The 15,539-nt window shown below is 70.7% G+C and carries 10 protein-coding genes; 4 read left to right on the top strand and 6 right to left on the bottom strand.

Features of this window, described 5'->3' with window-relative positions; translation table 11 throughout:
* Positions 1-9: 9 nt before the first annotated feature.
* Genes SRB17_RS07325 through SRB17_RS07345 form a run of 5 tightly spaced genes read right to left on the bottom strand, consistent with a single transcriptional unit; the run spans position 10 to position 7,092 of the window.
* The gene (locus SRB17_RS07325) at positions 10-2,925 is read right to left on the bottom strand and encodes a glycoside hydrolase family 2 TIM barrel-domain containing protein (protein WP_153536050.1); all 2,916 of its coding nucleotides are present in this window, start codon (positions 2,923-2,925) and stop codon (positions 10-12) included.
* Positions 2,925-3,761 (bottom strand): carbohydrate ABC transporter permease, encoded by an 837-nt coding sequence (locus SRB17_RS07330; protein ID WP_153536052.1) that lies wholly within the window; start codon positions 3,759-3,761, stop codon positions 2,925-2,927. Before SRB17_RS07330 ends, SRB17_RS07325 begins: the two co-directional genes overlap by 1 nt.
* 14 nt (positions 3,762-3,775) lie before the next feature.
* Positions 3,776-4,732, bottom strand: coding sequence for a carbohydrate ABC transporter permease (locus SRB17_RS07335; protein WP_153536054.1), 957 nt, complete (start codon positions 4,730-4,732; stop codon positions 3,776-3,778).
* The gene (locus SRB17_RS07340) at positions 4,732-6,018 is read right to left on the bottom strand and encodes an ABC transporter substrate-binding protein (RefSeq protein WP_323375135.1); all 1,287 of its coding nucleotides are present in this window, start codon (positions 6,016-6,018) and stop codon (positions 4,732-4,734) included. Before SRB17_RS07340 ends, SRB17_RS07335 begins: the two co-directional genes overlap by 1 nt.
* Positions 6,019-6,072: 54 nt before the next feature.
* Entirely contained in the window at positions 6,073-7,092 is a 1,020-nt protein-coding gene (locus SRB17_RS07345; protein ID WP_323375136.1) for a carbohydrate kinase family protein, read from the bottom strand.
* A 127-nt stretch (positions 7,093-7,219) separates the two neighbouring features.
* On the opposite strand from SRB17_RS07345, the gene SRB17_RS07350 reads away from it, so the two are divergent.
* Genes SRB17_RS07350 through SRB17_RS07365 form a run of 4 tightly spaced genes read left to right on the top strand, consistent with a single transcriptional unit; the run spans position 7,220 to position 13,669 of the window.
* Positions 7,220-7,984, top strand: coding sequence for a DeoR/GlpR family DNA-binding transcription regulator (locus SRB17_RS07350; protein WP_323375137.1), 765 nt, complete (start codon positions 7,220-7,222; stop codon positions 7,982-7,984).
* A complete protein-coding gene (locus tag SRB17_RS07355) occupies positions 7,981-9,318 on the top strand; it encodes a 6-phospho-beta-glucosidase (protein ID WP_323375138.1) in 1,338 nt (445 codons plus the stop codon). The genes SRB17_RS07350 and SRB17_RS07355 overlap by 4 nt, the downstream gene beginning before the upstream one ends.
* Positions 9,319-9,373: 55 nt before the next feature.
* Positions 9,374-12,415, top strand: coding sequence for an alpha-mannosidase (locus SRB17_RS07360; RefSeq protein WP_153536062.1), 3,042 nt, complete (start codon positions 9,374-9,376; stop codon positions 12,413-12,415).
* 3 nt (positions 12,416-12,418) lie between these two features.
* Complete coding sequence (locus tag SRB17_RS07365) at positions 12,419-13,669, top strand: alpha-L-fucosidase (protein ID WP_153536064.1); 1,251 nt, start codon at positions 12,419-12,421, stop codon at positions 13,667-13,669.
* 79 nt (positions 13,670-13,748) lie between these two features.
* On the opposite strand, the gene SRB17_RS07370 is transcribed toward SRB17_RS07365, so the two are convergent.
* A complete protein-coding gene (locus SRB17_RS07370; RefSeq protein ID WP_323375139.1) occupies positions 13,749-15,434 on the bottom strand; it encodes a carbohydrate binding domain-containing protein in 1,686 nt (561 codons plus the stop codon).
* Between the last annotated feature and the right edge of the window lie 105 nt (positions 15,435-15,539).

The following is a 15,539-nucleotide window of genomic DNA, read 5'->3' on the forward strand; positions in this document are numbered from 1 at the left end:
CGCGGGGGGTTACGGAATGCGCAGGGTCCAGCTCCAGCGGTGGACGCCCGCCTGGACGCGGTACTCGGGGAAGGTGTCCGGGCCGCACGACGCCGTGCCCAGCCCTCGGTGCGCCGCGTCGATGTGCACCACGCACCCGGAACGCGGCACCAGCTCGTCATGGTGCGCCGCGGCCGTCAGGTCCTCGGCGCGATGGCGGGTGACCGAGACCTGCCGAGGCTCGTCCAGCTCGACCGCGAGACCGGTCGCGTCCGGCGCCGACAGCGTGAACCGCCGTACACCGTGCCGGCCGCCGCTCTCCTGCGGCCGCAGATAGGGGGTGAACAAGGCGTCGACGGGGAGGGAGTGATGGCCGACGGGCGCGCCCGCGCGGCGGTCGGGATACGACTCCCAGGGCCCCTGTCCGAACCACTCCAGCCGATCGAGTCCGGCGACCGTCTCGAACACCGATCCGACCCGTGCCACGTCGTCGAACTCCTGCGGCAGCTCGGCCTCCTCGTCGACCCGGACGCCGCCCTCGACGGCCGTGAACACCTGCCGGTGTCGTACGACCCCGACCGTGCCGGCGTACTCGGCGTCCACGGTCACCCGGCCACCGTCCTGCCGTACCGACACGACTTTGCGGACCAGCGCGTCGAGTCCCCAGGTCCGCCAGCGCAGCGCCATGCCGCCCAGCTCGTCGTTGTCGGTGGGCGCCCGCCACAGCGACAGCGTCGGGGCGGCCGTCAGCAGCGGGTGCACGAGCAGGCCCTCGCCGTCGACCTCGACACGCCCCTCCACCGGCAGGTCCGCCACCACGGCGGGCCCGCGCAGCCGCACCTGCGGCACGCACACCTCGGTGCCGCGCGGCGCCCAGGGCTGGTCCTCGGCCACGGTCACCCGCAGCGTCAGCCAGGCCTCACCGCCGTCGCGCGGCACCGCGAAGGGCAGCGGCACCGCGGCCGTCTGGCCGGGACACAGGTCGGGCAGGTCCGCGGGCGCGGTCAGCCTCGTACCGTCGGCCAGCACCAGCTCCCACGCGCCGGCCAGCCAGTCCAGGCCGCGGAAGTGCTGGTGGTTGCCGAGGACGATGCCTTCGTGCTTGAAGCACTCGATGCGCACCGGCGCCGCGATCTCCCGGTGCTCGAACATCGCCGGCTTCGGGGTGCGGTCGGGGAAGACGACCCCGTCGGCGACGAACGCGCCGTCGTGGATCGTCTCACCGAAGTCGCCGCCGTAGGCCCAGCGGTGGCCGGGTGCGGTGACACCGTTGTCGTACAGCCCGGCGCCCGCGCGCCCGGCGGGTCTGCCGTCGCTCACGCGTTGCAGAATTCCGTGGTCCCAGAACTCCCAGATGAACCCGCCCTGAAGACCTGGCGTGGACTCGATGGCCGCCCAATGGTCCGCCAGCGTGCCGTTGCTGTTGCCCATCGCGTGCGAGTACTCGCACTGGATGAGGGGCCTGGTCTGCCGGCCCGACAGGGCGTGGGCGACGCAGTCCTCGATCGGCGCGTACATGGGGCAGGCGATGTCGGAGGCGTCGTCGGTCGCGGCCCAGTCGAGCTTGGCGGCCCCCTCGTACTGGATGGGCCGGGTCGGGTCGTGGCGGCGCAGCCAGCCCGCGGCCGCGTCGTGGTTCGCGCCGTAGTCGGACTCGTTGCCCAGCGACCAGATGATGATCGAGGGGTGGTTCCTGTCGCGCAGTACCATCCGCGAGACCCGGTCCACGAAGGCGTTCAGATGGCGCGGGTCGTCGGCGATCTCGTGGGCGTGGTCGTGGGACTCGACGTCGGCCTCGTCGACGACGTAGAAGCCGAGCTCGTCGGCGAGGTCGTAGAGGGCCGGGTCGCCCGGGTAGTGGGAGGTGCGGATCGCGTTGAAGCCGAAGCGCTTGAGCAGGACCAGGTCCGCGCGCATGTCGTCGTACGAGACCGTGCGGCCGGTCAGCGGGTGGAAGTCGTGCCGGTTGACGCCCCGGATGTAGACGCGCTCGCCGTTGACGAGGAGGTCCCGGCCGACGATCTCGACGTCGCGGAAGCCGATGCGGTGCTGCGAGGTGTCGGCGACCGTTCCGTCCGGGCGGTGCAGGCGGACGGTGAGGCCGTACAGCTCGGGCGTCTCGGCGGTCCAGGTGCGCACGTCGGGCACGGTGGTCCGGATGCGGGCCTCGCCGAGGAAGTCGGAGACGCGGTCGTCCTCGGCGTTGAGCCGGTCGAACTCGGTGTCCTGTGCGAGGAGCCGGCCCTCCAGGTCGGCGCTGACGTACCACCCGTCGGGCAGCGTGCCGCGTGCGTCGCGCACGTGGCAGTCGATGCACAGCTCGCCGTCGTACCCGGCCCGCACGGTCACGTCGGCCAGATGCAGCGGATCGGTCGCGTACAGCAGCACCGACCGCGTGACGCCCCCGTGCCACCACTGGTCCTGGTCCTCTATGTGCGAGGCGTCCGACCACTTGACGACGGTCAGCCGTACGGTGGCCCGCCGGCCGGGGCGCAGAGCCCGCGTCAGGTCGAACTCGGCCGCCAGGTGGGAGTCCTTGGAGATGCCGACGGGCTGCCCGTCGACGTGCACGAGCAGCACGCTCTCGGCGGCCCCGACCTGCAGCACGATCCGGCGTCCGGCCCAGCCGGCGGGGACGTCCACCTCGCGCTCGTACACACCCGTCGGGTTGGCGGCGGGGGAGCCGGGCGGGACGTCGGGGAACGGCATGCGGACGTTGGTGTACTGGGGCAGGTCGTCGGTGTCCTGCAGGGTCCAGGCGCCGGGGACGTACGCCGAGGACCAGGCAGCGCCGACCGGTGCGTCCGGGGCGGGCAGCAGCTGGAAGCGCCAGTCGCCGTCCAGGGAGAGTGCGCCGGAGCGCCGGTCGACGGCGTTCATCGGCAGCCGCCCCCAGGAGGTCACCTCGGGCGCCTCCCAGGGGCGGAGCGCGAGCAGGGCGTCCATCAGCGGATGGCCCCCTTGCCGAGGTCGCCGATGATCTGCTTGGCGCCGACCGCGAAGACGATCAGCAGGGGGATGAGGGCGAGCAGGGCACCGGTCATGACCATGCCGTAGTCGGTGGTGCCGTGGGTGCCGTTGAGCTGGGACAGCGCGACCTGGAGGGTGACGTTGTCCGGGTTGGTGAGGACGATCAGGGGCCAGGCGTAGTCGTTCCAGGTGCCCATGAAGGTGAAGATGCCGAGGAAGGCCAGACCGGGCCTGACGACCGGGAGGGCCACGTGCCAGTACTGGCGCAGGAAGTTCGCGCCGTCGATGCGGGAGGCGTCGAGGAGTTCGTCGTGGATCGCGCCCCGCATGTACTGGCGCATCCAGAAGATGCCGAACGCGTTGGCCGCCGCCGGCACGATCAGCGCGGTCATCGAGCCGACCCAGCCGATCTTCGCCATGATCACGAACTGGGGGATGGCCGCGAGCTGCGCCGGGACCATGAAGATGGCCATCAGCAGCGCGAAGAGCAGCCCCCGGCCCGGGAACTCGAACTTGGCGAAGACGAAGGCCGCGAGCGAGTCGAAGAACAGGACCAGGAAGGTCACCGAGCCGGCCACCAGCAGCGAGTTGAGCATCGAGCCGAAGAAGTCGACGCTCTCGAAGAGGTGGCGGGCGTTCTCGAGGAAGTGCGAGCTGGGCAGCAGCTTCGGCGGGTACGAGAAGATCTCGCTCGTCGTGTGCGTCGACATGATGACGGCCCAGTAGAAGGGGAAGGCCGACAGCAGCAGACCGATGACCAGTACGGCGTGCAGGGCGATTCCCCTGCTCCGGGTTCCCTTGATGGATGCCATGGTGAGCGGCCTCCCTAGTCTTCGCCCCGGCGCCGCACCAGACGCCAGTTGATGATCGAGAAGAGGATGACGACGAGGAAGATGCCCCACGCCACGGCGGCGCCGTAGCCGAAGTCATTGTTGTCGAAGGTCTGTTGGAAGAAGTAGAGGACCATCGTCCGGCCGGCGTGGCCCGGACCGCCCGAGTACGTCGAGTCGTTGGCGGCCGTCTGCAGCAGCACCTGCGGTTCGGAGAAGCTCTGCAGGCCGGTCACCGTGGAGACGACGAGCACGAACAGCACGACCGGCCGCATCATCGGCAGCGTGATCCGGAAGAAGGTCTGGACGGGTCCGGCGCCGTCCATGCGGGCTGCCTCGTACAGCTCGCCGGGGATGGTCTGCAGGCCGGCGAGGAAGATGATCGCGTTGTAGCCGGTCCACTGCCAGGTCATCAGCGTGGCGATGGCGACCTTGATGCCCCATGGGGTGTTCAGCCACGCCACCTGATCGAGTCCCACGGCCTGCAACGCGGCGTTCATCAGGCCGAAGTTGGTGGAGAACACCGACCCGAAGATGATCGCGATCGCCACGGTCGAGGTGACGTTCGGCAGGAAGTAGGCGAAGCGGTAGACGTTCTTGAAACGGACCGCCGAATGGAGCATCACGGCCGTCACCATCGCCAGGAAGATCATAGGGAAGGTGGCCAGCGCCCAGATGACGATCGTGTTCCCGACCGACTGCCAGAAGTCGCCGTCGCCCAGCAGGTACTGGTACTGCGACAGCCCCGCCCACTCCATCGGGCCGAGGCCGTCCCAGCGGTGGAAGGAGACATAGAGCGAGAAGCCGACCGGGATCAGGCCGAAGGCGAGGAACAGCAGATAGAACGGGGAGATGGCGGCGTAGAGGTGCCAGTACTTCCTGAAGCCCCTCCTGGGCTGCGCGGTCCGCGGCCGCTCCACGGTCAGCGGGGGCTTTTCCAGTGCGGTGGCCATCAGTAGTTCACCCCCAGGTGCTTCGCGATGCGCCGGCACTTGCTCATGGCGTCACTCCAGGCCTTGTTCGGGTCCTTGCCGAGGACGCCGACGTTCTTGATCTCGTCGAGGAGGGGCGCCGACAGCGCCACGTCGTAGGGGCTGTTGTACGCGACCACGATCTTCTCGGCGGCGGGCCCGAAGACGTCCGTCGTCACCTGGCCGCCGAAGAAGGGGTCGGGCTCGCGCAGTTGCTTCAGCTGGTACGAGGCGGGGGTGGAGGGGAAGAGACCCGCGTCGACGTACCCCTGGGCCTGGTTCGCGGCGTCGAGGATCCAGGTGATGATCCGGAACGCCTGCTCGGGATCCCGGCACGCCTTGGTGATCGACAGGAACGAGCCACCGCTGTTGGAGGGCCGCACCGGCATCTGCGCCACCCGCCACTTGCCCTTGGTCTTCGGCACACCGCTCTTGAGGTCGTACATCGACCAGGAGGCGTTGAGGTTGCTCGGCAGCTTGCCGTCCTCGATGGCCGACAGTTGGTCCGGCGTGCCGCTGACGAGATCGGAGACGATCTTGCGCCGTTCGGCCTCCACCGCCAGCGCCCAGGCGTCGCGCACATGCTGCTGGTCGCCGATGAAGTTGCGGTCCTTGTCGACGTACCGCTTGCTGCCCTGCTGCACCACGTTGGTGAAGACACCGAGGATGTCGGTGAGCAGACAGGTCCCCGGAATACGCTTCTTGAGCTGCTCGCCCGCCGCGAAGTACTTCTCCCAGGTGTTCAGCTCCCGGGTGACGTCGTCGGGTTCGTACGGCAGCCCGGCCTTCCGGAAGACCTGGTACTGGTAGTAGTGCGCGACCGGACCGCAGTCGATGGGGAAGCCGACCATCGTGCCGTCGTCGGCGATGCCCTGCTCCCACTTCCAGGGCAGGTACTGGCTCTTGTACTTGTCCGCTCCCAGCGTCCTGAGGTCCACGAACTGGTCGGCGTTGGGCAGGTAGGACGCCATGTCCTCGCCCTTGAGGCCCGCGATGTCGGGGATGTGGGCGCGGCCCGCCATGGTGGTGATCAGCTTGGACCGGTAGTAGCCGCCGATCTTGACGGCCTCCAGGTCGACCGTGGAGCCGTAGCGGGCCTTGGCGTTCTTGACGACCGTGTCGCCGAGGCCGCCGTCCCAGTACCACAGGACCATGTTCCGGCCGGTGGAGCCGGTCGGTACGGCACAGCCGGAGGTCAGGCCGCCGAGTGCCGTGGCGGCCGTACCGGCCAGGCCCGCGCGCAGCAGGCCTCTTCGTGAGAGCCGCACAGCTCCCACCGCCTTTCGGATCTTTACGGGACTTCGCATGCGAACGAGGGGTGGTCAGTGGTGCCGTGCGGGCGGGGTCACGGGGGCATGGCGGACCGGCGGGCCGACGTCAGCCGGCAGCCGGTCCGCCAGGAAGCCGTATGCCTTCCTCAGCTCCGGGTCGGCCAGCGAGCGCCACCAGCGGTCCACGCCGTACCAGCCGGGGGCGGCGAGCGCCCCGCCGTGCCGCTGGACGGACAGCCCGGCCGCGAGGACCGCGAACCGCAGCCGTTCGTGCAGCGGCCAGCCGCCGAGCGAGGCCGCGACGAAGCTCGCGCCGAACACGTCCCCGGCGCCCGTGGCGTCCAGCACGTCGACGTCGAGGGCCGGGACCTCCGCGTACTCGCCGGTCGTCTGGTCGACGGCCGTCGCCCCGTCGCCGCCCCGGGTGACCACGGCCACCGGGACCAGCTCGGAGAGCGCGCCGAGGGCCGCCCGCGCGCTGTCGGTGCGGGTGTAGGCCATCGCCTCGGTCTCGTTGGGGAGGAAGGCGTGGCACAGGGAGAGCTGGTCGAGGAGGTCCGTGGACCACTGCTGGGTGGGGTCCCAGCCGACGTCGGCGTAGACGCGGGTGCCGTTCGCGGCGGCCTTGGCGAGCCACGCGCGGGGCTCGGCCTCGAGGTGCACGAGGGCGGTGCGCGCCTCGGGCGGGTCGCCCATCAGCGCGTCCTGCGAGTACGGCGGCTCCTGGCCGTGGGTGACCAGGGCCCGGTCGGTTCCGTGGGCGAGCGCGACGGTGACGGCGGTGGGCCGGCCTTCGGCGGTGCGGGAGAGCGAGAGGTCGATGTCCTCCTGGTCGCGCAGGACGTCCCGGCAGTATTCGCCGTAGAAGTCGTCCCCGAAGACCGTGGCCAGCGAGGTGCGCAGTCCGAAGCGGGACGCGGCCACCGCGAGGTTCGCGATGCCGCCCGGGCCGCAGCCCATGCCGGCCGTCCAGATCTCCTCGCCGGGCGTCGGCGGCTTGCCGAGCCCCGTGAGGACGAGGTCGTAGAACAGCAGCCCGGTCAGGAGCACGTCGGGCCTGTCGTCGTCCACGCGCACGCCTCTCGTCAAATCTCGTCATTTTCGATGACGGGAATCGTGCGCCGCTCCGCCAGATTGGTCAATCCCTAAGCAGAAGTGAGCATGGAAATGATTGAAGATGACGAGTAGTGTTCATGGCGTGCTGGCAGAACGACGACACCAACTCATCCTGCGGGCCCTGCGCTCCGGCGGCCCCGCCTCCGTGACCGATCTCTCCGAGCAGCTGGCGGTGAGCCCCGCCACGATCAGGCGCGACCTGGTCAAGCTGGAGGAGGACGGTCTGCTCACGCGTGTGCACGGCGGCGCGGTCGTCGACGAGGGCGACCAGCCCTTCGCCGAGGTCGCCGAGGTGCGCGTGGCCGAGAAGGACGCGATAGCCGCGCGGGCGGCGGCGATGGTCGCCGACGGCCAGTCGGTGCTGCTCGACATCGGCACCACCGCCTACCGGCTCGCCCGCCAGCTGCACGGCCGCCGCCTCACCGTGATCACCAGCAACCTGGTGGTGTACGAGGAGCTCGCCGACGACGAGGGCATCGAGCTGGTCCTGCTCGGCGGCATGGTCCGCCGCGAGTACCGCTCCCTGGTCGGCTTCCTCACCGAGGACAACCTGCGTCAGCTGCACGCGGACTGGCTCTTCCTCGGCACCAGCGGTGTGCGTCCGGGCGGGCAGGTGATGGACACGACGGTCGTCGAGGTGCCCGTGAAGCGGGCCATGATCAAGGCCGGCGACAAGGTCGTCCTGCTGGCCGACTCCGCCAAGTTCCCGGGTACGGGCATGGCGAGGGTCTGCGGTCCCGAGGACCTGGACGTGGTGGTGACGGACGCGCCGGTCGACCCGGTGACCCGCTCCTCGCTGGAGGAGGCGGGCGTCGAGGTGGTCCTGGCGGGAAAGGTGCAGGCGTGAGGCTGACGATTCTGGGCGGCGGCGGATTCCGGGTGCCGCTCGTGTACGGGGCGCTGCTGGGCGACCGCGGCGAGGGGCGGGTCACCGAGGTCGTGCTGCACGACCTGGACGCCGGCCGGCTGTCCGCGGTGACCCGCGTGCTCGCCGAGCAGGCCGCCGGGGTTGCGGACGCTCCCCGGGTGACCGCCACGACCGACCTCGACGAGGCGCTGCGCGGCGCCGACTTCGTCTTCTCCGCGATCCGCGTCGGCGGCCTGGAGGGCAGGGCGAACGACGAGCGCGTGGCCCTCGCGGAGGGTGTGCTCGGCCAGGAGACGGTCGGCGCGGGCGGAATCGCCTACGGCCTCAGGACCGTGCCGGTCGCCGTCGACATCGCGCGCCGCGTGGCCCGGCTCGCCCCGGACGCCTGGGTCATCAACTTCACCAACCCGGCCGGTCTCGTCACCGAGGCCATGTCCCGCCACCTCGGCGACCGCGTCATCGGCATCTGCGACTCGCCGGTCGGCCTCGGCCGCCGTATCGCCCGCGTGCTCGGCGCGAACCCGAAGGAGGCGTGGATCGACTACGTCGGCCTCAACCACCTCGGCTGGGTCCGCGGACTGCGGATCGCCGGCCGCGACGAACTCCCGCGCCTGCTCGCCGACCCCGACCTGCTCGGTTCCTTCGAGGAGGGCAAGCTCTTCGGCGTCGACTGGCTCCGGTCGCTCGGCGCGATCCCCAACGAGTACCTGCACTACTACTACTTCAACCGCGAGGCCGTCCGCGCCTACCGGGAGGCCGGGCAGACCCGCGGCGCCTTCCTGCGCGACCAGCAGGCCCACTTCTACGAGGAGGCCGTCCGCGCCGACGTGTCGGCCCTCGATGCCTGGGACCGTACCCGCGCCGAGCGCGAGGCGACGTACATGGCGGAGAACCGGGAGACGGCCGGCGCCGGCGAGCGCGCGGCCGACGATCTCTCCGGCGGCTACGAGAAGGTCGCCCTGGCCCTGATGCGGGCCATCGCCCGCGACGAGCGTGCGACCCTCATCCTGAACGTCCGCAATCAACGCACCCTGTCGGTCCTGGACACGGACGCCGTCATCGAGGTGCCCTGCCTGGTCGACGCCAACGGCGCCCACCCGGTCGCCACGAGCCCGCTGCCCGGCCACGCCACCGGCCTGGTCTGCGCCGTGAAGGCCGTCGAGCGCGAGATCCTCGCCGCGGCCGAGTCCGGCTCCCGCACGACGGCCGTGAAGGCCTTCGCGCTGCACCCGCTGGTCGACTCCGTGAACGTGGCCCGTCGGCTGGTCGAGCGGTACACCGAAGTCCATCCGGGCCTCGCGTACCTCTCCTGAACGTCCTCCGGAAAGTGCCTGTCCACCGCTTGCGCCCCCGCACTGGAGACCCCTGATGCACGACGAACGCCGCAGGATCGAGGAGCGCGCCGAGCGCCTCCACCACCAGCGCATCAAGCCCGCGGTCCACGCGGCCACCACCCCCCTCGCGGTCGAGGCCTGGCAGGCGCCGGGCGAGCCGGTGCCCTTCGCGGAGGCCGCCGCCGCGACGTACGAACCCTTCGCGATGGACACCCCCTGGGGGCCGCCCTGGGGCACGACCTGGTTCCGGATGAGCGGGCAGGTGCCCGCCGACTGGGCCGGCCGGCGCGTCGAGGCGGTCATCGACCTCGGCTTCGTCGGCGACTGGCCCGGCAACCAGGCCGAGGCACTGGTCCATCTCACCGACGGGACCCCGTTGAAGGCGGTCAACCCGCGCAACCAGTACGTGGCGGTCGCCAACCCGGCGGAAGGCGGCGAGGCCGTGCACTACCTGGTCGAGGCCGCCTCCAACCCGGACATCCTGGCCAACGACTTCGCGGCACCGACGCCGCTCGGCGACGTCCTGACCGCCGGTGACAAACCGCTGTACACCTTCAGGCGCGCCGACCTGGCCGTCCTCGACGAGGAGGTCTGGCACCTCGACCTCGACCTCCAGGTGCTGCGCGAGCTGATGGCGGAGCTCGGCGAGCACGAGCCGCGCCGGCACGAGATCCTGCACGCGCTGGACCGCGCCCTCGACCTGCTGGACCTGGACGACATCTCCGGTTCGGCCCCCGCCGTACGCGAAGCCCTGCAGCCGGTGCTGTCCAGGCCCGCCCACGCCAGCGCGCACATCATCTCCGGCGTCGGCCACGCGCACATCGACTCGGCGTGGCTGTGGCCCATCCGCGAGACCAAGCGCAAGACGTCCCGGACGTTCTCGAACGTGACGTCCCTGGCCGACGAGTACGAGGAGTTCGTCTTCGCGTGCTCGCAGGCCCAGCAGTACGCGTGGGTGCGTGACAACTACCCGCGCGTGTGGGAGCGGATCAAGAAGTCCGTCGAGAAGGGCCAGTGGGCGCCCGTCGGCGGCATGTGGGTGGAGGCCGACGGCAACCTGCCCGGCGGCGAGGCGGTCGCCCGCCAGCTGATCCACGGCAAGCGGTTCTTCATCGAGCACTTCGGCGTCGAGACCAAGGGCGTCTGGCTGCCCGACTCCTTCGGCTACAGCGCCGCCTACCCGCAGTTGGCCAAGCTCGCGGGCAACGACTGGTTCCTCACGCAGAAGATCTCCTGGAACCAGACCAACACGTTCCCCCACCACACCTTCTGGTGGGAGGGCATCGACGGCACGCGCATCTTCACGCACTTCCCGCCCATCGACACCTACAACGCCTGCTTCAGCGGCGAGGAGATGGCCCGAGCGGTGCGCAACTACGCCGAGAAGGGCGGTGCCACCCGCTCCCTGGCCCCCTTCGGCTGGGGCGACGGCGGCGGCGGCCCCACCCGCGAGATCATGGAGAAGGCACGGCGCCTGAGGGACCTGGAGGGTTCGCCCAAGGTCGTCATCGAGCACCCGGACGCCTTCTTCGCCAAGGCCCGCGAGGAGTACCCGGACGCCCCGGTGTGGGTCGGCGAGCTGTACCTGGAGCTGCACCGGGCCACGTACACCTCCCAGGCCCGCACCAAGCAGGGCAACCGCCGCTCCGAACACCGCCTGCGCGAGGCGGAGTTGTGGGCGACGACGGCCGCGCTGCACGCGCCGGGCTACGCCTACCCGTACGAGCGGCTCGACCGGCTGTGGAAGACGGTGCTGCTGCACCAGTTCCACGACATCCTGCCGGGCTCCTCGATCGCCTGGGTGCACCGCGAGGCGGAGGCCGAGTACGCCCGCGTCGCGACGGAGCTGGAGGAGCTGACGGCCGAGGCGGTCGCCGCGCTCGGCGCCGGCGGGACCCGCGCGTTCAACGCCGGCCCGTTCGACCGCGCCGAGGTGATCCGCACGGCGACCGGCGCACCGGCGTACGTGGAGGTGCCTGGGAGCGGCAGCGCGCCCCTGACCGGCGCCGAGCCCCCGCAGCCGGTGACGGTCGGCGGACGGGTCCTCGACAACGGCCTGGTCCGCGTGGAGGTCGCCGAGGACGGCACCCTCTCCTCCGTGCGCGACCTGCGCGCCGACCGCGAGGTCCTGGCCGGCCCGGGCAACCTGCTGCGCCTGCACACGGACCTCCCGAACTACTGGGACGCCTGGGACATCGACAAGCACTACAAGAACCGCTACACGGACCTGCTGGAGGCCTCGCGGATCGAGATCGTCGACGCGGATCCGCTGCTCGGCTCGATCCGCGTCTCGCGGTCCTTCGGCGAGGGCTCCACGATCACCCAGACGATCACGCTCCGCGCCGGCAGCCCCCGCATCGACGTCGAGACCGACATCGACTGGCACGAGGCCGAGAAGATCCTCAAGGCCGGCTTCCCGGTGGATATCCGGGCCCCGCACTCCTCCGCGGAGATCGCCTACGGTCACATCCAGCGCCCCACGCACACCAACACCAGCTGGGAGGCCGCCCGTTTCGAGGTCTCCGGCCACCGCTGGGTGCACATCGCCGAGCCCGGCTACGGCGTCGCGGTCCTCAACGATTCCACCTACGGCCACGACGTCTCCCGCACGGTCCGCGAGGACGGGGGCACGACGACCACGGTGAGCCTCAGCCTGGTCCGCGCCCCGCGCGTCCCGGACCCCGGGGCCGACCAGGGCCGGCACCGCTTCACCTACTCCCTGCTCCCCGGCGCGCGCATCGAGGACGCCGTCGCCGAGGGCTACGCCCTCAACCTCCCCCTGCGGGTGGCGGACTCGGCCGGCGAACCCGAGCCGGTCGTCTCCGTGGACGGGGAGGGCGTGACCGTCGAGGCGGTGAAGCTCGCCGACGACGCGTCGGGCGACGTGGTGGTACGGCTGTACGAGTCGCGTGGCGGCCGGGCCCGGGGCGTGGTGCGGACCGGCTTCCCGCTCGCGGGCGCATCGGTCACCGACCTGCTGGAGCGGCCGCTGGCGGACGCCGGGGCGGACGACGGTGGTGTGCCGGTCGAGCTGCGGCCCTTCCAGATCCTGACGCTCCGGCTGCGGAGGGGCTGACCCATGCCCATGCAACCCTGGTTCACCGACGCCAAGCTGGGCATCTTCGTCCACTGGGGCATCTACGCCGTCGACGGCGTCCAGGAGTCCTGGTCGTTCTACGACGACATCGTCCCGCACGAGCGGTACATGTCCCAGCTGGAGCGCTTCACGGGCGCGCACTACGACCCGAAGGCGTGGGCGGACCTCTTCGCCCGCGCCGGGGCCCGGTACGCCGTGCTGACGAGCCGCCATCACGACGGGGTGGCCCTGTGGGACACCCGGTACGGCGACCTCGGCCTCGGCAAGGACTACCTCGGTCCCTACGCCGAGGCCCTGCGCGAGAAGGGCCTGAAGGTCGGCTTCTACTACTCGCACTCCGACTGGAACCACCCCGACTACGCCTCGACCCGCAAACCGGGCCGTCCGCCGGAGCTGGCGGACAACCGCTACTCCGAGGTCGCCGCCGAGGACGAGGACCTGGCGGCCTGGGAGCGTTTCCTCGCCTACCGGGACGGCCAGATCCGCGAGCTGGTCTCCCGCTACCGGCCCGACCTGATGTGGTTCGACGGCGAGTGGGAGCGCAGCGAGGAGCAGTGGCGCATCCCCGAACTCGCCGCGATCGTACGGTCGTACGTGCCCGAGGTCGTCTTCAACGCGCGCATGCTCGGCGAGGGCGACTACGCCACCCCCGAACAGGGCGCTCCCCTCGTGCCGCCGGACGGCCCCTGGGAGCTGTGCCTCACGATCAACGACTCGTGGGGCTACCAGCACCACGACCACAACCACAAGTCGGTGTCGCAGCTCGTCCGCTACTTCACCGAGACCATCGGCGGGGGCGGCAACCTGCTCCTCGACGTCGGCCCCATGGAGGACGGCACCATCCCGCAGCCGCAGGTCGAGCGCCTGGAAGCGCTGGGGGAGTGGATCCGCCGGCACGCGCAGGCGGTGTACGGCACGGTCCGCGGCCTGCCCGCCGGGCACCACTACGGTCCCAGCACCCTCTCCGCCGACCGCCGTACGCTCTACCTCACGCTGTTCGACATCCCGCGCGCCGAGATCGGCGTCCGGGGCCTGGCGACGGCGGTCCGCAAGGTCACCGTGCTCGGCACCGGCACCGAGCTCGGCCACCGGGTGATCGGCGGCCTGCACGAGGCGGTCGGCGTGCTGTGGATCGACCCGCCGGCCGCGGCGGACCTCGACCCGTACGCCACGGTGCTGGCCGTGGAACTCGACGGGGAACTGGAGCTGTACCGCGGTTCGGGCCGGTTCTGACGGGCCCGGGCGTCTCAAGGAGATGGCGAAGGCGTGGGGGTGCCCGGCCCGGGCACCCCCACGCGCTCGACCGCGGGGATCAGCCGGTGAAGCCGGCCGTGATCGAGGTGAACTGCCAGTCGTTCTGGCTGATGCCGGAGCAGTTGCTCACCACGCCGCCGCCCGGGCAGGGCCGGTCACGGTTGACCGACCAGAAGGCGAGCCGCGCGATGTGGTGGGAGTTCGCCCAGTCCTTGATCTGGGTCCAGATGGCCGGAGTGGTGGTCTCCTGCTGGTCGGACAGGCCGTTCATGCCGGAGATGCCGATGTGCGAATAGGCCGTCGCGTCGTCCCAGCCGAAGGTCGACTTCAGCTTGGCCTTCAGGCCCTCGGCCGCGTTCACGGTGTTGCCGTACATGTCGGAGCCGCCGCCGAAGTCGAACGGCATGATGGTGAAGACGTCGATGTTGGCACCCAGCGACTGGGCCTGCTCGATGAGCCGGTTGCCGTAGTACGTCGGGCCGGTGGTGGAGGTGCCGAAGGTGACGATGGTCTTCAGGCCGGGGTTGTTGGCCTTGACCGTCTTCAGCGCGGTGAGGATCTTCGCCTGCACGGCCTCGTTCTCGAACTCGTCCGTGTTCTCGATGTCCATGTCGACGGCCTTCAGACCGTAGGCGTCGATCACCTTCTGGATGGCGCCGGCGAGCGCGGCCGCCGATGAGCAGTTGGCGCCGAGCTTGCTGCCCTGCCAGCCGCCGAAGGACGGGACGATGTCACCGCCGGCGGACCGGACAGCGTTGATCGCGCTCTGGTCGGCGCCGCCGGTGAGCGGCCGGCTGCCGTCCCAGGCCGGGGTGCAGCCGCCGGAGTCCAGCACGAACGCCATCGTGAACCATTTGATCCCGGTCGCGCTCATCACCGTCGTCGGGCTCGGCGGATCGCCCCAGCCCTCGTACAGATACGGCGCGGCCTGCGTGAACCCGGTGCCGCCGCCGCTGCCCGCGTTCGTGGTCACGGAGACGGCGTTGGAGGCGGCCGAGACGTTCCCGGCCGCGTCGTGCGCCTTGACCGTGAAGGTGTACGACGTGCTGGGCGACAGCCCGCTGACCGTGGCGGACGTGCCGGAGACGGTCAGCACCTGGTTCGAGCCGCTGTAGATGTCGTAACCGGTTACGCCCACATTGTCGGTGGCGGCGTTCCACGACAGCGACACGCTCGACGACGTCTTGCCGGTCGAGGTCAGGCCCGTCGGAGCGGTCGGCGCCTGCGTGTCCCCGCCGCCTCCGCCGCCGGGGCCGTCCAGGCCGATGTCGTCGGCCCAGTAGGTGCCCTGGGCGTACCAGCCGTGGACGTAGATGGTGGCGCTGGTCTGTGCGGCACCGGTGGTGAACGAGACACTGAGCTGGCTGTACGCCGTCGGCGAGGTCGTCCAGGTCGAGGCGCCGCCGTTCACGCCCAGGTACACATAACTGCCGCGTACCCAGCCGCTGAGGGAGTACGTCGTGTTCGGCTGCACGGCGACCGTCTGGCTGCACTGCGCGTTGTCGCTGTCGGTCACCGCGCCCTGCAGTGCCTTCGAGCCGCTGTGCACGGGGGAGGAGACGACCGAGCCGAGATTGCCGGTGCAGGTCCAGGGGGAGAGGCTGCCGGACTCGAAGCCGGGGTTGCTGAGGATGTTGGCCGCCTGAGCGGTACCCGGAAGGGCGATGGCCCCGCCGACCGCGAGGGCGACGGAACCGAGCAGAGCGAGAAGCCGACGTCTGTGACGTCCGAGTGGATTGCGCACGCGATCTCCCTGCGGGGGATGGGGTGTTCGGGAGTGCACGGATGTGCGGAGGTGCGCTGAAGAATTTGGTATGGACCAATGCGGCTGTCAAGGGACTTGGCTGGA

This window comes from Streptomyces sp. RB17 (assembly GCF_009604455.1).
In the GTDB taxonomy this organism is placed as follows: Bacteria; Actinomycetota; Actinomycetes; order Streptomycetales; family Streptomycetaceae; genus Streptomyces.